Here is an 18,079-nt window from a genome sequence, read left to right on the forward strand (position 1 = left end):
GAAATGGCGGAAATCCGGCAATTAAGCGCAAGCTTCCCCACCGCTCGAAGCAGTGAAAATTGCGCAAGCATTTCCCATGACGACAGGAAGCTGTTTTTGCAACTGCGAACAGGGCAAGAAGTGCTTGGGTGCGCCCAAGCGTTACTGTGAATAGGATTGCAGGGGTATCAGCGGTGGTTGGCTCAGGCCGCGCCGCTGATCCGTTGCAGGTTGGCGAGCGCGAGGCGCAGTGCCTGCTCGGCCTCTTCGGGGTCGATTGCCGGGGCGGCCGGGGTCGCGCCGTCCAGCGCCTCGGGCGCTGTCGCTGCCGGGGCAGCGAGCGGACGCAGCGGGGCGACCGTCGCGCAGGCCATCTGGCCCGGGAAAATCACCACCGGCTCGATCCTGGCGACCGGCTCTTCGGTTTCTTCGACGCGGACGCTATCCTGGCGCGAGGAATCGATGCTGAGCAGCGAGGCAAAGGCATCTTCGTCCGGCATGTCCGTCTCGGCCTCAGTTTCGGCTGGCGGCGCCGGCTCGTCGGCGACGATCGCTTTGGCCACGGCAACTTCGATCGGGGCAGGCTCCTCGGCAGCGGCCGGGGTGGCTTCCGGTTCGACCGGTTCTGCCTCGGGCTGTTGCGCCGCCTTGGCCCGGGCCGCACGGCGGCGAGCCAGCGATTCCTGAAGGCGCCGGGCAAGGTCGACCATGTCCAGATCGGCCGGCGCCGACCCGAGTGCGCTTGAGGCCAGCAGGTCTGCGGCAACGGGAGCCGGCTCTGGCTGCGGAGCGGGTGCACGGTCTTCGCTGACCGGGGTACCGACAACCTGCGGAGACTCGGACATCGCCGGCGCTTCGCGCTCAGCCAGCGGCGCAGGCATGCCATCGGACGGGAGCTGGAGCGCCACGGGGGCAGATGCATGGAAGAAACTCAAATCAAGCGGCGCTTCAGCCGTGGGCGCATCCGCTCCTGGATCAAGCCCCGCGACCGGGGTCAGCATTGCCGCCGAGACATCAAAGATTTGCGTATCGCCGCCCGGCAGCGAGGCCAGGTCGTGTGGCTCGAATGGGCGTTCCTCGTCCTTCGCCGCGAGCGCGCGACGGCGGCCTGCCAGCAGCCCAAGGCTGTTCAATGCTTCGCCCGGTTCTTCATCGGCACAGGGGTTTTCAGCCGTGCGCTTGCGTTCGGGCACCACGGCCCTGGGCCGGGTCAGTCCCACCGCCAGCGCGGCGCCGATCGCCGCACCAAGCGAGGCCATGATCAGCGCGATCAGGATGCGGGCGGTAACGCCCAGCGGCGGGGCAGCGGCGGGTATGAACAAGTCCAGCCCGGTCTTCAGCACGGTGCCTTCAATCAGCGCCGGCCGGATCGCCAGGCTGCCCAGGCCAAACAGGGCACCGAACCACAGCGCCACGACCGCCGGAAACAGCGGATGGCCGGAAATCGGCTTGCCCTTGGTCGGCTTGCTTTTGGTATTGGCCACGACCCAGCTTTCCCGTCCAGTTGCGCTCGAAATCTTAACCGGGTGCCTTAGGCAGCGACCGGATATCGGTACATTGCAGAAGCAGTTAGCGCAGCGCGGTAAACATCCTGATAACGAAGAACATTCCGCTTCCAGTCATGCTGGGCGGCAACATGGGCGCGCCCGGCAGCACGCAGATCGTCCCAGGTTTCGCGCCGATCCAGCAAATCGGCCAGGGCCTTGGCGCAGGCGGCCGGATCGTCCGGCGCAAAGAGAATGCCGGTTTTGCCAGCGGTGATCAGTTCAAGGTGCCCGCCGACGCAGGAAGCGGCCACAAGCCGCCCCTGCGCCATTGCCTCAAGCGGCTTGAGGGGCGTCACCAGGTCGGTCAGGCGGCTCTGCTTGCGCGGAAAGGCCAGCACGTCGATCAGCGCGTAGTACCGCTCAACCTCGCTGTGCGGCACGCGGCCGACGAAGTGGATCGCATCGGCGGCGGGTGAAGCCTGGGCCTGCTGGCGCAAGGCCGCTTCCATCGGGCCGCCGCCAACCAGCAGCAATTGCGCAGCCGGTTCGCGCTCGCGCAGCAGCGGCATGGCGGCGATCAGGTCATCCAGCCCCTCGTAATCATAGTAGCTGCCGATGAAGCCGATGACCGGCCCGTCTCCCAAGCCAAGCCGGTGCGCCAGCTCCGGTTCGCGCGGCGCGGCTTCGCCAAACAGCGCCAGATCAACCCCGTTGGGGCTGATCGTGATCTTGCTGGCGGGCACCCCGCGGCTGACCAGATCGTCCTTCAGGCCCTGGCAGATCGTCACGACCTGTTCGGCCCCGGCGATAACGTGGTTTTCCAGCGCGCGGGTCAGCCGGTACTTGATGCTGCCTTCGGTGCCGGTCCCGTTCGAGACGGCGGCATCTTCCCAGAAGGCGCGGATCTCGTAGACCACTGGCAGGCCCAGCTTCTGCGCCGCGATCAGCGCCGCCTTGCCGCACAGCGCCGGGCTGTGGGCGTGGAGCACATCGGGCCGCCAGTCCTGCGCCAGCGCGACGATCGCATCGGCCAGCAGGTTGATCTCGCGCCATTCGCGCAGGCCCGGCGGGCCCGAGGCAGAGCCGCGAGTGCGGTGGAAGGTCAGCCCCTCCGCTTCTTCGCAGTCCGGCCCATCGGCAACATGGCGCAGGCCGGTAATCCCGCGCACCTCAAGCCCGGTGGCGGCCTGGGCAGTCAGGATCGCGCGGGTGCGAAAGGTATAGCCGCTGTGCAGCGGCAGCGAGTGATCAAGAACGTGAAGCACGCGGGTCATGGCACGAATCCCTAGGGCAAGAAGGCTTAACGCGCCGTCAACTCGGCTCTGCTAAGCGCCTGGGCACGATGGTCGATTACTTTGCCCTGGCCCTGTCCCACGGTCTGCTGATGCTGGCGGTCTGGCACCTGCTGTGGCGCGACGACCTTGACAAGGACCCGGCCCCGCCAGAGGCCGAGCCACCGGCTGAGCCGAAGCCGACCAAGCCCGGGCTGCGCATCCGTGCTTGATCTCGCCATCACCGGTTTCACCCTCGCATTTCTGGCGCTCGGCCTGCGCCGTCCGTTCGTGTGGGTGCTGGCCTATCTCTACATCGATATCCTGACGCCGCAGAAGATCAGCTGGTCGCTGCTTGCATCCCTGCCGATCTCGCTGATCGCCTTTGTCCTGGCCTTTGGCGGCTGGCTGGTGCTTGATGACAAGAAGGACACTCGCTTCACTCTGCGCCAGGCGCTGATGGTGCTGCTGCTGGCCTATTGCGGCATTACCACCACAATCGCCGAATTCCCGGTGGAAGCAGCGGAGAAGTGGTCGTGGGTGTGGAAGGCGCTGCTTTTCGCGATCTTCCTGCCGCTCACCCTGCGCACGCGCTTGCGGTTCGAGGCTGTGGTTACCGTGATCGTCCTGACCGTCGGATCGATCCTGATCACCGGCGGGATCAAGACTGCGGCTGGCGGGGGCGGCTATGGCATGCTGCGCACCTTCGTGCCCGACAACGCCGGGATCTATGAGGGGTCAACCCTCTCGACCATTGCCATTGCGATCGTCCCTTTGATCTGGTGGGCGGCGCGGTTCACGACGATCTTCCCGCGCGGCAAGCTGGTGACGATGTTCGCCGCCGCGCTGACCTTTGCCGCGGTGCTGATCCCGATCGGCACGCAAACCCGCACCGGGTTGCTGTGCATCGCGCTGCTTGGCTTGCTTTCGCTGCGCTCGGTCAAGCGGCGGTTCCTGTACCTTGGTCTGGGGGCGCTGGTCGTGGTCGCGGCGATCCCGTTCCTGCCCGAAAGCTATACCAAGCGGATGAGCACGATCGAGAACCACCAGTCCGATCAGTCGGCCTCGACCCGGGTAGCGGTGTGGATGTGGACGCTCGATTACGTGAAGGACCATCCCTTTGGTGGCGGCTTCGATGCCTATCGCGGAAACCGCCTGCTGGTCCCGACCGTCAAGGCCGAGGGGACCGACAACAACGTCACGCTGACCACCGAATACCATGTCGAGGAGGGCCGCGCCTATCACTCGGCCTATTTCGAGATGCTGGGCGAACAAGGTTATCCCGGCTTCCTGTTGTGGGCCTGGGTCCAACTGCTGGGGGTCTGGCAGATGGAGCGCCTGCGCCGCCGCTGGAAGGACCGCAAGGCCGCGCATGAGGCCTGGGTCGCGCCGCTGGCCAATGCTTTGCAGCTCTCGCAGCTGGTCTATTTCCTGGGCGCATTGTTCATTGGCATCGCCTTCCAGCCGGTGATGTTCATGATTATCGGCCTGCAGTGCGGGCTGTGGTCCTATTGCCGCCGGGTCGACGCGCCCGCGCCGCGCCCGGTCCTGGCGCCGGTCAGCCAGTTGAAAGTCAATCCGGCATGAGCGGCAGCCCCCGCCATCTTGATGCCCTGACCGGCATCCGCGGCCTCGCCGCCTGGCTGGTGGTGGTCTACCATACCCGTAAGGCGCTGACCGAGATCTGGCACCCCGATGCCATCGGGTTCTTCGCCAAGGGCTATCTGGCGGTCGACCTGTTCTTCATGCTGTCGGGCTTTGTCATTTTCTACAATTACGCCGATCGCCTGCACGGCGGTGACAGGGTGGAGATCCGCCAGTTCCTCTGGCGGCGCTTTGCCCGGGTCTGGCCGCTCCACGGATTCATGCTGGCGGCCTACCTGGCCTTCGTCGGGGTGCTGTTCTTCACCGGGCGCGACACCTCGCACTATTCGCTGTTCGATCTGCCGCTGAACCTGATCCTGGCGCAGAACTGGGGCTTCACAAATCATCTTAGCTGGAACCATCCAGCCTGGTCGATCAGCACTGAATTCGCCGCCTATCTGCTGTTCCCGCTGGTCGCCAAGGCGGTGCGGTGGGAGCGGCTGCAAGTGCCGGCACTGTTCGGCCTCGCGGCGGCGCTGGTGGCCGGGCTGCATCTCACCTTCCTGCTCTCCGGCTACAGCGAACTGGGCAAGAACATCCCGCAGATGGGGATCTGGCGCTGCCTGTTTGGCTTTGCGTTGGGCGTTGTGCTGTGCCTGCTGTGGCAGCGGCTGCGCCACCAGCGGGGAATCGCGCTGGCTGCTGGGGGAACCTGCGCCGTGCTGGTGGGCGCCGGGCTTGGCTTGAGTCTGCCCGAAACGCTGTTCGTACCGGCCGCCTTTTTCGCCGGGCTGCTGGCGCTGGCGACAGGCAAGGGCATGATCGTCCAGTTCCTGTCGAGCCGCCCGCTGCTATATCTGGGTGAGATCAGTTACTCGACTTACCTGGGCCACTTCCTGCTGTGGCAGGTCTGGAAGATCGCTTTTGTCGATGAGACGATCCAGGTCAGCTGGCTGAGCTTTGGCGGCTATCTGGCAGCAGTCTTCGCGGCCTCGATCCTGCTCTATCGCTGGGTCGAAAAGCCTGCGCAGCGCTGGCTCAATGCCCGCCCGCCGCGCTGGGCCATGCGTCCGGCTGCTGTCCCGGCCGAGTGATTCGCACCGCCTGCCTGGCTCACTGCCCTGCCATGCCGTAGCGGCAGGCGCTGGTGCGTTGCGCTGCGCCCGCGCTTGGGCCATGAAGACGCCTTTCCAGCTTAAGGAGAGGCGCAATGACCCCGCAGGAGCTCGCAGCCAAGACTGGCGAAGTGATCGGCGTTTCGGACTGGTTCGAAGTGACCCAGGAACGCATCAACATGTTCGCCGATGCGACTGGTGACCACCAGTTCATCCACATCGACGAGGAGAAGGCCAAGCACACCCCGTTCGGCGGGACGATCGCCCACGGCTTCCTCACCCTGTCGCTGCTGCCGGTGCTCGGCGCGATGACCTCGGGCGCCCGCGTCGACGGGATCAAGATGGGCGTCAACTACGGCGGCAACAAGACGCGCTTCATCAGCCCGGTCCGCGCCGGCAAGCGCGTGCGCGCCCACACCAAGCTGCTCGAACTGGTCGAGAAGCGCCCCGGCCAGTGGCAGCAGACCAACGAGATCACCATCGAGATCGAAGGCGAGGACAAGCCCGCCCTGATCTGCGAATGGATCACGCTGTTTTTTGTCTGATTTAGGGTTCGGCACCAGCCCACTCCCCCACCCGGCCTCCCAGAACCTAGGGTTACCCTATGGGAGGCCGGGTGGGGGAGTGGGCTGGTGCCGCCCTCCGCAAGGAGAATAGAAATGTCACGTGACGCAGTCATCGTTTCCACTGCCCGCACCCCGCTGACCAAGGCGGCTCGCGGCGCGTTCAACAACACCACCGGCGCCACGCTTGGCGCCTGGTCGATCAAGGCTGCGGTCGAGCGCGCCGGCCTTGACGGCGGAGAGATCGACGATGTGCTGATGGGCACGGCCGTCCAGCAGGGCTCGACCGGCGGCAACGTCGCCCGTCTCGCCGCACTGCGCGCCGGCCTGCCGGTTTCGGTCCCGGCCATGACGATCGACCGCCAGTGCTCGTCGGGTCTGATGACCATCGCCACGGCGGCCAAGCAGATCCTGGTCGACAACATGGATATCTGCGTCGCTGGCGGCGTGGAAAGCATCTCCAAGGTGGTTGGCAGCGGCAAGATGTTCGTCGAGCCGGACCGTGAGCTGCTGGAAATGCACCCGCACATCTACATGCCGATGATCGGCACGGCCGAAGTGGTGGCCAAGCGCTACAACATCAGCCGCGAATACCAGGACGAGTACTCGCTCCAGTCACAGCAGCGCACCGCCGCGGCCCAGGCCGCCGGCAAGTTTGACGATGAGATCGTCGCCTGCACTGCCACCATGGCCGTGGTCAACAAGGAGACCAAGGAAGTCTCCTACCAGGAAGTCACCGCCAACAAGGACGATTGCAACCGTCCCGACACCACGCTGGAAGGGCTTGCCAGCCTGAAGCCGGTGATGGGCGATGGCGGCGTGATCACTGCCGGCAATGCCAGCCAGCTGTCGGACGGTTCCTCGGCCTGCGTCGTGATGGAAGCCAAGGTTGCCGAAAAGCGCGGCCTGACCCCGCTTGGCCGCTATGTCGGCATGGCGGTAGCCGGGACCGAACCCGACGAAATGGGCATCGGCCCGGTCTTTGCGATCCCCAAGCTGCTTGAGCGCTTCAACCTGAAGATGGACGATATCGGCCTGTGGGAACTGAACGAGGCCTTCGCCGTCCAGGTGCTCTACTGCCGCGACAAGCTGGGCATTCCTGACGAGCTGCTCAACGTCAACGGCGGCTCGATCTCGATCGGCCACCCCTTCGGCATGACCGGCGCGCGCTGCACCGGCCATGCGCTGATCGAAGGCAAGCGCCGCGGTGCCAAGTATGCCGTGGTGACCATGTGCATCGGCGGCGGCCAGGGCGCTGCCGGCCTGTTCGAGGTCTTCTGATGCGGCTGTCAGCGCCTCGCGTAGAGCCGGTCGATCTCAACCAGATCGATGACGAGCAACGCGAGGCGCTGGCGGTTTTTACCGGCGTCGCGCGCGATGTGACCAAGTCCGAAGGGACGGTCCTCAACATCTTCCGCACGCTGGTCCACGCCCCCAAGGCGATGACGGCGTTCCTCGCCTGGGGCGGCTATATCCTTTCGCGCCGCAACAGCCTGGCCGAGCGCGAGCGTGAGCTGGTGATCCTGCGCACCGGCTTCAATTGCGGCTCGGGCTACGAATTTACCCAGCACACCCGGATTGGCCTCGATGCTGGTCTTTCTGCAGCCGAGATCGAGGCGATCAAGGCTGGACCCGACGATCCGTCGTGGAGCGAGGCCGACCGCGCCCTGCTGCGCGCGACTGACGATCTGACCGGCGATTTCCACGTCTCCGATGAAAGCTGGGCGGCGCTTTCGTTCCTCAGCCAGAAGCAGAAGATGGACCTGGTGATGACCGTCGGCCAGTACACCCAGGTTTCGATGATGCTGAACAGCTTCGGCGTGCAGCTCGATCCGGGCCAGGAACTGGACCCCGCGCTGGACCACCGCGCCCGCTAAGCTTGCCAAACGCGCATTCCCCGCGCATCCTCGCCGCATAAGAACGGGGCGCGAATTGGGGAAGGGATGCAGCCATGGGCGAGCATCTGGGTATCGTTGAAATTCTGGGGATCGCTGGTTCGGTCAGCCTGCTGTCGGGCTGGCGGCTTTATCTTTGCGTGCTGGCCACCGGCCTGGCGATGCAGTTCGGTGTCCTGCCGCTACCGGCGCACCTGCATTCGCTGCAGATCCTGGCCAACCCCTGGGTGATGGGCGCAGCCGGGGCGGCGGCGCTGCTGGAGTTCTTTGCAGACAAGGTCGCCTGGCTCGACACGGTCTGGGATACGATCCACACGCTGATCCGGCCGCTGGGCGGGGCGCTGCTGGCGCTCGCCGTGATCGATCCGGCCGATCCGGCGACCCAGGCAATCGCCTTCCTGCTCGGCGGCGGGGCAACGCTGCTCGCTCATGGCGGCAAGGCCAGCGCGCGCGCCGTCGTCAACACCAGCCCGGAGCCGTTCAGCAACGTGGCGGTTTCCACCACCGAAGATCTGGTGACCGGCGGACTGCTCTACCTGGCCTATGCCAATCCGGCGCTGGCTGGGCTGGTCGCGCTGGGCCTGCTGATCCTGACGGTCTGGCTGTTGCTGCTGGCGCGGCGGTTGCTGAGGCGAATCTTCGCCCCGGCACCGGTGCCGCCGCCGGCCTAGGCAGCGACTTTCAGCCGCGCCTTGTCGTGGCGCTTGATCCAGTCTTCCAGCACCGGGGCGATCTGTTCACGCCACTTGCTGCCGTTGAAGATGCCGTAATGGCCGACTTCCGGTGCCAGCAGGTACTTCTTGCGGCTTTCGGCGAGGTTGGTGGCCAGCTTGAGCGCCGCCTTGGTCTGGCCGATGCCGGAGATGTCGTCGCGTTCCCCCTCAACGGCCAGCAGCGCCGTGTCGCGGATCGCGCCCAGTTCGATCCGGGTGCCGCGGTGCATGAATTCGCCCTTGGCGAGCGACTGGCGCTGGAACACTTCCTGGACCGTTTGCAGGTAATAGTCCGCGTCCATGTCGCAGACCGATCGGTACTCGTCGTAAAACGCCTTGGTCGCCTCGGCGTCTTCGTCGGCGCCGGCGACCAGGTGCTTGAACATGTGGTAGTGGCTCAGCATGTGGTTGCCCAGGTTCATGGACATGAACCCGGCCAGCTGCAGGAAGCCAGGATAGACCCGGCGCCCGGCGCCCGGGTATTGCAGCGGCACCGTGGCGATCACGGTGTGGCGGAACCATTCGATCGGGCGCTGCATGGCCAGGTCGTTGACTGAAGTCGGCGCTTCGCGCGTGTCAACCGGGCCGCCCATCATCGTCAGGCTGAGCGGTCGGGCGGGGTGCTTCTGCGCGTTCATCAGCGCTGTTGCGGCCAGCGCCGGGACCGAAGGCTGGCAGACCGCGAGCATGTGTGCGCCTGGGCCGATGTGTTCAAGATAGCTGACGACATAGTCGATGTAGTCATCAAGGTCGAAGCGCCCGGCTTCGAGCGGGACCATCTTCGCATCGGCCCAGTCGGTAATGTAGACCTCGCACCGCTCGATCATCCGCGCGACCGTGCCGCGCAGCAGGGTGGCGAAGTGGCCGCTCATCGGCGCAACGATCAGCAGGCGGGGAGCATCCTCGGGCAGGCCGGGATGGGAGAAGCGCAGCAGGTTGCCGAACGGGCGGTGCATCACGATCGCCTCGGTCACCGGATGGGTCGCCCCGTCGACAGTCACCGTCTCGATATCGAAGGCCGGCTTGCCATAGGGGGCGGAGGCGTGGGCGAAGACTTCGAGCGCCGAGGCCACGACCGGCCCCATGCCGGTATAGCCGAACGGCAACGCCGGGTTCGACAGCAGTTCCGCCCCGACCGAGGCCCAGGTGCTGGCGGCATTGAGCCACGAGCGCTGCATTTCGTATGCGGTGTAGAGCAAGAAAAGTCCCCTTCCGGCCCGGTTGTCCGGACCAAACGTGTCGCCACCGTGCCGCCATTCGCATTTTTGTGCAATGCAATATTTTCCGGCCGCTTTCTTCGCAGGCGCACAATTGACCCGCAGGATCGGTGCTGATTTGCCACTTACTTGGCCTTCGCCCTGTGCTAGGGCGCGTGAACAATGGCCTCCCAATCCGATCAATCCGCCACGCCCCCTGAACCCAAGCCGGCTCGTTCACTCGGGCCGCTGCGGATGATCTGGCAGGCGGCACTGGCCTATCCGGGCAAGCTGGCGCTTGCCGCGCTGGCGCTGATGATTACGGCGGGCGCAACCCTGGCCATTCCATCCGGCTTCAAGCTGATCATCGACAAGGGCTTCGCCTCCGGCGGCAACCCCGACGATATCGGCCGCTGGTTCGAATACCTGTTGATGATCGTGGTGGTGCTGGCGATCGGCACCGCGCTGCGGTTCTATTTTGTTTCGTGGCTGGGCGAACGGGTCGTCGCCGATATCCGGCTGAAGGTACAAGCCAACCTGCTGCGGATGTCGCCGGGCTTCTTCGAAGAGAACAGCCCGAACGAGATTTCCAGCCGCATGACCTCGGACACCGCGCTGATCGAGCAAGTGGTTGGAACCACCGTCTCGGTCGCTTTGCGCAACCTCATCATGGGGGTGGGCGGGGTCGCCTATCTCTTCACCCTGGCCCCCAAGCTGACCCTGGCGCTGGTCATCGCCATCCCGCTGATCGTGCTGCCGATCGTCTGGTTCGGGCGGCGGCTGCGCAATGTCTCGCGCTCCAGCCAGGACCGGGTGGCCGATGTCGGGGCGATGGTGGCCGAAGTGCTCGGCGCGATGAAGATCGTCCAGGCCTTTAACCAGGAAAGCCGCGAGGAGGCCCGGTTCGCCGGAGCGGTCGAATCGACCTTCACCACGGCCAAGCGCCGGATCCTGCTGCGTGCGGCGATGACCGCGATCATCATCACGCTGGTGTTCGGCGCGATCACCATGCTGATGTGGCAGGGCGCGATCGGCGTGGCCGAAGGCACGATCAGCGGCGGCACGATTGCCGCCTTCGTGCTGACCGGCGGCCTGGTCGCGGGTGCCTTTGGCGCCTTGACCGAGGTATATGGCGATCTGCTGCGCGGGGCCGGTGCTGCCAGCCGCCTCAATGAGCTGCTCAACGAGAAGCCGACCATCGCCATGCCGGCTCGCCCGCTGGAGCTGCCCTCGCCGGTGCGCGGCAAGCTGGCGTTCGAGAATGTCACCTTCCGCTATCCGACCCGGCCCGAAGTCTCGGCGCTGGCCGATTTCTCGCTGACGGTCGAACCGGGTGAGACGGTCGCGATTGTCGGCCCCTCGGGCGCGGGCAAGTCAACCCTGTTCCAGCTGGCGGAGCGGTTCTATGATCCGCAGGTTGGTGCAGTGAAGCTCGACGGCGTGCCATTGACCGCAGTCGATCCGGCCGCAATTCGCCGCAACATGGCGCTGGTCCCGCAGGAGGGCATCCTGTTTGCGGCCACGGCGCGCGACAACCTGCGCTATGGTAACTGGGGGGCGAGCGACGCGGAAATCTGGCAGGCGGCCGAGAATGCCAATGCCGCCGATTTCCTGCGCGAGCTGCCGGAAGGGCTCGACACCTACCTGGGCGAGCGCGGCGCACGCCTTTCGGGCGGCCAGCGCCAGCGCATGGCAATCGCCCGCGCGCTGCTGCGCGATGCCCCGATCCTGCTGCTCGATGAGGCCACCTCGGCGCTCGATGCCGAAAGCGAGCGGCTGGTCCAGCAGGCGCTGGAACGCCTGATGGCCACCCGCACCACGCTGGTGATCGCCCACCGCCTAGCCACCGTGCGCGGGGCCGACCGGATCGTGGTGATGGATGGCGGCCGGATCGTGGAGACCGGCAAGCACGATGCGCTGAGCCGCGCCGGCGGGCTCTATGCACGCCTTGCCGCGCTGCAATTCGACGAAGTGCCTAGCGAACCCGTCAAATAGCACCAAGCCCGCATTTCGCGGGCCCCGTTAGCGGCGTAACAGGCACCCCAGGATTGGATACTGGGGATCGCACATGAACCTTCGCGCTACCGTTATGCTCGCCGCCAGCTCGCTGGCCATTAGCCTGGCCGCGCCGGCCCAGGCGCAGGAGGCCAAGCCGGCCGCTCCTGCTGCTGCGCCGACTTCGGTCGAACAGCAGGAATCGATGAAGGACTGGGGCTTTGGTGTCCAGACCAAGTATGTCGACAAGTCGGTCAAGCCCGGCGACGATTTCAACCAGCACGTCAACGGGCTGTGGCTCAACCAGGCCGAGATTCCGGCTGACCGTTCCTCGACCGGCGGCTTCGTGCAGCTGCGCGACCTGTCGGAAGAGCGGATGAAGTCGATCCTTGAGGAAGCCGCTGCCGGGACCAACCCCGAAGGCAGCCCGCGCGCCCGCATCGCTGCGGTGTGGCGGGCCTTCATGGATACCGATGCGATCGAGCGCGCTGGCCTCGTCCCGCTCTATCCCACGCTGGAAAAGATCTACGCCGCCCGCAGCCTTGAAGACCTGGTCGGCCTGTTCGCCACGCCGGGCATGGCCTCACCGATCGGTATGGGCGTGCGCCCCGATGCCAAGAGCAGCTCGGTCAACGCGCTTTACGCCGGGCAGGCGCAGCTTGGCCTGCCGGACCGCGACTATTACCTGGTCGACAGCCCCAAGAACCGCGAGATCGTGGCCAAGTACAAGGCTTACCTGACGCTCATCCTGGGTGAGGTTGGCTATCCCGATCCGGCCAAGGCCGCCGAAGCCGTGTTCCAGCTCGAAACCAAGATGGCCCGTGCCAACTGGGATCGTGCTCTGGGCCGCAACCGTGACCTGACTTACAACAAGATGCCAATTGCTGATTTCCTGGCTTTCGCGCCCGAAGTGCCGCTGCGCGCCGCGCTGGACAAGCAGGGTCTTGGCAACGTGACCGAGATCATCGTCGCCCAGGTCCCGCCGACCAAGGAAGAGATCGCCGCTGCCAAGTTGACGCCCGACCAGGCTGCCAAGCTTTCGGGCGGGGTTCCGGCGCTGGCCAAGCTGATTGCCAGCGAACCGATCGCCAACTGGCAGGCCTGGCTGGTCGCGCGCTATGTCACCAGCAAGGCTGCGGTCCTCCCCAAGCGGATCGATGATGCCCAGTTCGCCTTCTATGGCACGACCCTGTCGGGCCAGCCGCAGCAGCGCGCGCGGTGGAAGCGGGCGATCTCGGCAGTTGAAGGTTCGGTCGGCGAGCTGGCCGGTGAAGTCTATGCCGAGCGTTATTTCCCTGCAGCCAACAAGGCGGCGATGGAAAAGCTGGTCAGCAACCTGCGCGTGGCCATGGCCGCCAACCTTAAGGAGCTGAAGTGGATGGGCCCGGCCACCCGGACCCAGGCCCAGGCCAAGCTGGACGCTTTCCGCCCGAAGATCGGCTATCCCAATAAGTACAAGACCTACGACGGCCTCGTGCTGCGCGCCGACAACGCTTTTGCCAATGCCCAGGCGGTCGATGCCTGGCAGCAGGCGGACAACCTCTCGCGCCTTGGCAAGCCGGTCGACAAGGACGAGTGGTTCATGTTCCCGCAGACGGTCAACGCCTACTACAACCCCTCGGGCAACGAGATCGTCTTCCCGGCCGCAATCCTGCAGCCGCCGTTCTTCGCGCTGACCAACGACGACGCGGTCAACTATGGCGCGATCGGCGGGGTGATTGGCCACGAAATGGGCCACGGCTTCGACGATCAGGGTTCCAAGTCCGATGGCGACGGCAACCTGCGTGATTGGTGGACCCCGGAAGACAAGGCCAATTTCGAAAAACTGACCGGCGCGCTGGTGGACCAGTACAATGCGCTTTGCCCGCTCGACGAAGGCAAGACCTGCATCAACGGCCGCCTGACCCTGGGTGAGAACATCGGCGATCTTGGCGGTCTCAGCCTGGCCTACCGCGCCTACAAGCTCTCGCTCGGCGGCAAGGAAGCGCCGGTGATCGACGGCTACACCGGCGATCAGCGGTTCTTCATGGCCTGGGCCCAGGCCTTCCGCGTGAAGATGCGCGAAGCCGCGCTGCGCCAGCAGCTCCAGACCGATCCGCACTCGCCGGGCCAGTACCGGGTCAACGGGATCGTCCGCAACTTCGACGAATGGTACAAGGCGTTTGGCGTCCAGCCGGACGACAAGCTCTACATTGCCCCGGAAAAGCGCCTGCGGATCTGGTAATTCGCCGACAAGTGGCGGGCGCAGCTTGACTTGGCCGCGCCCGCCGCGTTGATCGCGTTTTCATGGACACGATCATTACCGCCATCCTGCTCGGCATCGTCGAAGGCCTGACCGAATTCATCCCGGTCTCCTCGACCGGACACCTGATCCTGGCGTCCGAGATCTTCGGCTATGACGCCGAGGTCTGGAAGGTGTTCAACGTTGTGATCCAGCTCGGCGCGATCCTGGCCGTGGTGGTGCTCTATTGGCAAACCTTCTGGGCGGTCGGCATGGGCCTGCTGAAGTGGCGGCCCGAAAGTGTGGCCTTCCTGCGCAATATCCTGCTCGGCTTCCTGCCCTCGGCGGTGCTGGGCTTCGCGCTCAAGGACTATATCGACATCATGCTGGGCAGCCCGATGGTGGTGGCCTGGGCCCTGGTGATCGGCGGGATCGCGATCCTGGCGATCGAGAAGGTCGCCAAGCCGGGTCCGGCCAGCGGGGTTTCACAGCTCCCGGCGAAGCAGGCGCTGGGCGTCGGCTTTATCCAGTGCCTTTCGATGATCCCCGGCGTTAGCCGTTCGGGCGCGACTATCATGGGCGCGCTGGCCATGGGGATCGAGCGCCGCACGGCCGCCGAATTCAGCTTCTTCCTCGCCATCCCGACCATGATGGGCGCGACCACGCTGGAACTGTGGGATGCCCGCGCCAGCCTGGCGGGCGGCATGGGTCCGGTCGGCTGGACCGAAATCGCGGTGGGTTTTGCGGTTTCGTTCGTCGTCGCTTTGGCCGTGATCAAGGCCTTCGTCGCCTTCGTCAGCCGCGCCGGCTTCGCGCCCTTTGCCTGGTACCGGATTGTCGCCGGGATCCTGGCGATCTGGCTGCTGTCGCGTTGAGTCCGTTTCAGCGCGGCTGAAACGGGGCAGCGGGCTGGCGATGCCTCTGCCGTAAGGCAGACCAGATCAGTGAGCGGCGCCCCAGCTCAGGCCGGTGCCGATCTCGACGCCCAGCGGTACTGACAAGGGCACCGCTGGTTCAGCCGCACCAGCCATCACCGCTTCGATCACCTTGCTCGCCGCCGGCACGTCAGCTTCGGGCAGCTCGAACACCAGTTCGTCGTGAACCTGCAGCAGCATCCGGACATGGCTCAGGCCCGCCGCTTCCAGCGCGGGCATCATCCGCACCATCGCGCGCTTGATGATGTCGGCGCTGGTGCCTTGGATCGGGGCGTTGATCGCGGCGCGTTCGGAGCCGGCGCGTTCGTTGGGGTTGTTGGAGCTGATCCGTGGGAACCAGCATTTGCGGCCGAACAGAGTCTCCGAATAGCCGTTCGCCCGCACGCTCTCTAGTGTCGAGTGGATATAGTGGCGGATGCCCGGGAAGCGCTCGAAATAGCGGTCGATCATCGCCTGCGCCTCGTCGGCCGGCACGCCCAGCCGCCCGCCCAGGCCCCAGCGCGAAATGCCGTAGAGGATCGCGAAGTTGATCGTCTTGGCGCGGCCGCGGGTGTCGCGGTTGACCTCGCCGAACATTTCCATGGCCGTGCGGGCGTGAATGTCCTCTCCTTCCGCAAAGGCCTCTTTCAGTGCAGGGACATCGGCCATGTGCGCGGCAAGGCGCAGTTCGATCTGGCTGTAGTCGGCGGCAAGCAGGACATTGCCAGGCTCTGCCACAAAGGCCTCGCGGATCTGGCGGCCCAGTTCGGTGCGGATCGGGATGTTCTGGAGATTCGGCTCGGTCGATGAGAGCCGCCCGGTTTGCGCGCCAACCAGGCTGTAGCTGGTGTGGACCCGGCCGGTCTCGGGGTTGATCGCCGCCTGTAAGGCTTCGGTATAGGTCGAGCGCAGCTTGGAGAGCTGGCGCCATTCAAGCACCCTGTCGGCAATCGCTGCGCCTTCGCCGGACAGCCGCTCAAGGATGCCCTGGTCGGTCGAATACTGGCCGGTCTTGCCCTTCTTGCCGCCCTTGAAACCCAGCTTGTCGAACAGGATCTCGCCCAATTGCTTGGGGCTGCCAATGGTGAAGGGCTGGCCGGCCAGCTCGTGAATCTGGCCTTCAAGCTTAGCGATCTCCTCCGCGAAAGTGGCGGATAGGCCCGCCAGCTTGTCACGGTCGACGCGGATGCCGTGGCGTTCCATCTGCGCCACCACCGGCACCAGCGGGCGATCGACCCGCTCGTAGACGCGGGTCGCGCCCTCTTCGGACAGGCGCGGCTTGAGCAGGCGGTGCAGGCGCCAGGTCACTTCGGCATCCTCGGCAGCATATTCGGTGGCGCGGTCCAGTGGCACCTCGCCGAACGGGATGGTCTTCTTGCCGCTGCCGCAGATGTCCTTGAAAGTCAGCGTGGTGTGGCCGAGATGGCGGGCGGCAAGCTCGTCCATCCCGTGCCCGCCACCGATCCCATCCATCGAGCGGCCGGCGTCGAGGTCGAAGCTCATCACCATCGTATCGTCGACCGGACCGACATCGATACCGTGACGAGCAAGGATGTTGAGATCATATTTGGCGTTCTGCCCGATCTTCAGCACCGCCTCGCTTTCCAGCAGGGGCCTTAGCAGCGCGAGGGCGCGGGTCTTCTCCACCTGGGCCGGGCGCTCGGCAAACATGTCGGTCCCGCCGTGGCCGAGCGGGATGTAGCAGGCATCGCCTGGCCCCAGCGCCAGGCTGATCCCGGCCAGCTCGGCCCGCATCGCGTCGATCGAGCTGGTCTCCGTATCGAAGGCGACCAGCCGCGCGGCCATGGCCCGCTCGATCCAGGCCGCCAGCGTCGGCTCATCCTGCACGCAAACGTACTTGCTGCGATCGATCGGCGGCAGCTCGGGCAGGGGCTGGCGGCTGCTGCCGGCAGTCGGCGCAGCGCCAGCCGTGACCGGCTTGGCGGGATTGAGGTCAACCCGCCGTTCGGGGCTGCCCCGCCCGTCACCCAGCCGCTTCAGCAGCGAATTGAAACCGTGTTCCTCTAGGAAGGCCGCAAGCGGATCGGGCGGGATCGTATCGAGCTTGAAATCGTCAAGCGCGACCGGCAGCGGGCAATCTTCCTTCAACTGCACCAGCACCCGGCTGAGCCGCGCCATCTCGGCCTGCTCGATCAGGCTGTCGCGCAGTTTCGAAGGCTTCATGTCGGGCGCTGCGGCGAGCGCGGCTTCGAGGCTGCCATGCTCTTGAATCAGTTTGGTTGCGGTCTTGGGACCGATCCCGCGGATGCCGGGGACGTTGTCGACCGAATCGCCCATCAGCGCCAGGACATCGCCCACCAGTTCGGGCGGAACGCCGAACTTCTCGATCACCTCGGGCACGTCGATCCGCTGGTTCTTCATCGTGTCCAGCATGTCGATACAGGCTTCGCCGTCCTCGCCATGCTTGCACTTGCCGACCAGCTGCATCAGGTCCTTGTCGGACGAGACAATGGTCACGTCCCAGCCGCGTTCGGTCGCGGCGCGGGCATAGGAGGCGATCAGGTCATCCGCTTCCAGACCCTGTTCCTCGATGCAGGGCAGGCTGAAGGCGCGGGTGGCATCGCGGATCAGCGGGAACTGTGGTTTGAGATCCTCGGGCGGAGGCGGCCGGTTGGCCTTGTACTGATCATAGATATCGTTGCGGAAACTCTTGCCGCTGGCATCCAGAATCACCGCGAGGTGGGTCGGCCCATCGGCCTTGTGCAGATCGTCGGCCAGCTTCCACAGCATGGTGGTGTAGCCATAGACCGCGCCTACCGGCACGCCCTGCGGGTTGGTCAGCGGCGGCAGGCGGTGATAGGCGCGGAAGATATAGGCCGATCCATCGACCAGATAGAGATGCTGCTTGGGCTCCATGGTGGCACCCTAGCAGCGGCGGGGCCCGCGCGGTAGCGCGCGAATCGAGCCATCCCCGGTGCGCGATTCGCATGGTCATAACCCTGCCACATTGTTGCGATAACTCAGCAAAACGCAGGAAATGCACAGGCTTTGGCAAGCCCGTGCGACTATCTCTTGCATCGCTTCGCGAAGCGCACTAATTGTGCCCGCGAAGTCTACCGATAAGGTTGGCTTTCCGTTCGGCTGCCCGGAGTAATTCCGGCTCCCGCACGTGGTCCACTCGCTGT

Annotated in this window: 14 protein-coding genes; 10 read left to right on the forward strand and 4 right to left on the reverse strand. The window is 65.4% G+C overall.

Annotation, left to right across the window (positions count from 1 at the left end; translation table 11 throughout):
• Nucleotides 1-182: 182 nt before the first annotated feature.
• Nucleotides 183-1,463: a hypothetical protein gene (locus tag FRF71_RS07215; protein ID WP_147089973.1), complete on the reverse strand. Its 1,281-nt coding sequence runs from the start codon at nucleotides 1,461-1,463 to the stop codon at nucleotides 183-185.
• 47 nt (nucleotides 1,464-1,510) lie between these two features.
• Nucleotides 1,511-2,740: a TIGR04063 family PEP-CTERM/XrtA system glycosyltransferase gene (locus FRF71_RS07220; protein ID WP_147089974.1), complete on the reverse strand. Its 1,230-nt coding sequence runs from the start codon at nucleotides 2,738-2,740 to the stop codon at nucleotides 1,511-1,513.
• 68 nt (nucleotides 2,741-2,808) lie between these two features.
• Between FRF71_RS07220 and FRF71_RS15500 the strand changes: the two genes are divergently transcribed.
• The 7 genes from FRF71_RS15500 (at nucleotide 2,809) to FRF71_RS07250 (ending at nucleotide 8,565) form a co-directional block, all read left to right on the forward strand.
• The gene (locus FRF71_RS15500; protein WP_192900044.1) at nucleotides 2,809-2,970 is read left to right on the forward strand and encodes a hypothetical protein; all 162 of its coding nucleotides are present in this window, start codon (nucleotides 2,809-2,811) and stop codon (nucleotides 2,968-2,970) included.
• The gene (locus FRF71_RS07225; RefSeq protein ID WP_147089975.1) at nucleotides 2,963-4,324 is read left to right on the forward strand and encodes a putative O-glycosylation ligase, exosortase A system-associated; all 1,362 of its coding nucleotides are present in this window, start codon (nucleotides 2,963-2,965) and stop codon (nucleotides 4,322-4,324) included. Before FRF71_RS15500 ends, FRF71_RS07225 begins: the two co-directional genes overlap by 8 nt.
• Nucleotides 4,321-5,415 carry an acyltransferase family protein gene (locus tag FRF71_RS07230; protein WP_147089976.1) on the forward strand — a complete coding sequence of 365 codons (1,095 nt, stop codon included), beginning with the start codon at nucleotides 4,321-4,323 and terminating at the stop codon, nucleotides 5,413-5,415. Before FRF71_RS07225 ends, FRF71_RS07230 begins: the two co-directional genes overlap by 4 nt.
• 116 nt (nucleotides 5,416-5,531) lie before the next feature.
• The gene (locus tag FRF71_RS07235; RefSeq protein WP_147089977.1) at nucleotides 5,532-5,981 is read left to right on the forward strand and encodes a MaoC family dehydratase; all 450 of its coding nucleotides are present in this window, start codon (nucleotides 5,532-5,534) and stop codon (nucleotides 5,979-5,981) included.
• 114 nt (nucleotides 5,982-6,095) lie between these two features.
• Complete coding sequence (locus FRF71_RS07240; RefSeq protein ID WP_147089978.1) at nucleotides 6,096-7,280, forward strand: acetyl-CoA C-acyltransferase; 1,185 nt, start codon at nucleotides 6,096-6,098, stop codon at nucleotides 7,278-7,280.
• Nucleotides 7,280-7,876 carry a carboxymuconolactone decarboxylase family protein gene (locus FRF71_RS07245; RefSeq protein WP_147089979.1) on the forward strand — a complete coding sequence of 199 codons (597 nt, stop codon included), beginning with the start codon at nucleotides 7,280-7,282 and terminating at the stop codon, nucleotides 7,874-7,876. The genes FRF71_RS07240 and FRF71_RS07245 overlap by 1 nt, the downstream gene beginning before the upstream one ends.
• Before the next feature lie 86 nt (nucleotides 7,877-7,962).
• A complete protein-coding gene (locus FRF71_RS07250; protein ID WP_147091569.1) occupies nucleotides 7,963-8,565 on the forward strand; it encodes a DUF4126 domain-containing protein in 603 nt (200 codons plus the stop codon).
• On the opposite strand, the gene FRF71_RS07255 is transcribed toward FRF71_RS07250, so the two are convergent.
• Nucleotides 8,562-9,806, reverse strand: a complete 1,245-nt coding sequence (locus FRF71_RS07255) for a polyhydroxyalkanoate depolymerase (RefSeq protein WP_147089980.1) — start codon at nucleotides 9,804-9,806, stop codon at nucleotides 8,562-8,564. The two genes, FRF71_RS07250 and FRF71_RS07255, sit on opposite strands and share 4 nt — an antisense overlap.
• A gap of 180 nt (nucleotides 9,807-9,986) precedes the next feature.
• Here FRF71_RS07255 and FRF71_RS07260 point away from each other — a divergent pair, with 180 nt between their 5' ends.
• The 3 genes from FRF71_RS07260 to FRF71_RS07270 all read left to right on the forward strand — a co-directional run bounded on the left by FRF71_RS07260 (nucleotide 9,987) and on the right by FRF71_RS07270 (nucleotide 14,894).
• Entirely contained in the window at nucleotides 9,987-11,798 is a 1,812-nt protein-coding gene (locus FRF71_RS07260) for an ABC transporter transmembrane domain-containing protein (RefSeq protein ID WP_147089981.1), read from the forward strand.
• A gap of 73 nt (nucleotides 11,799-11,871) precedes the next feature.
• Entirely contained in the window at nucleotides 11,872-14,022 is a 2,151-nt protein-coding gene (locus FRF71_RS07265; protein WP_238339493.1) for a M13 family metallopeptidase, read from the forward strand.
• A 62-nt stretch (nucleotides 14,023-14,084) separates the two neighbouring features.
• Nucleotides 14,085-14,894: an undecaprenyl-diphosphate phosphatase gene (locus FRF71_RS07270; RefSeq protein ID WP_147089982.1), complete on the forward strand. Its 810-nt coding sequence runs from the start codon at nucleotides 14,085-14,087 to the stop codon at nucleotides 14,892-14,894.
• A 66-nt stretch (nucleotides 14,895-14,960) separates the two neighbouring features.
• Here the strand turns inward: FRF71_RS07270 and polA are convergent, their stop codons facing one another.
• Entirely contained in the window at nucleotides 14,961-17,810 is a 2,850-nt protein-coding gene (gene polA / locus FRF71_RS07275; RefSeq protein ID WP_147089983.1) for a DNA polymerase I, read from the reverse strand.
• Between the last annotated feature and the right edge of the window lie 269 nt (nucleotides 17,811-18,079).

It is taken from the genome of Novosphingobium ginsenosidimutans (genome assembly GCF_007954425.1).
GTDB lineage: Bacteria > Pseudomonadota > Alphaproteobacteria > Sphingomonadales > Sphingomonadaceae > Novosphingobium > Novosphingobium ginsenosidimutans.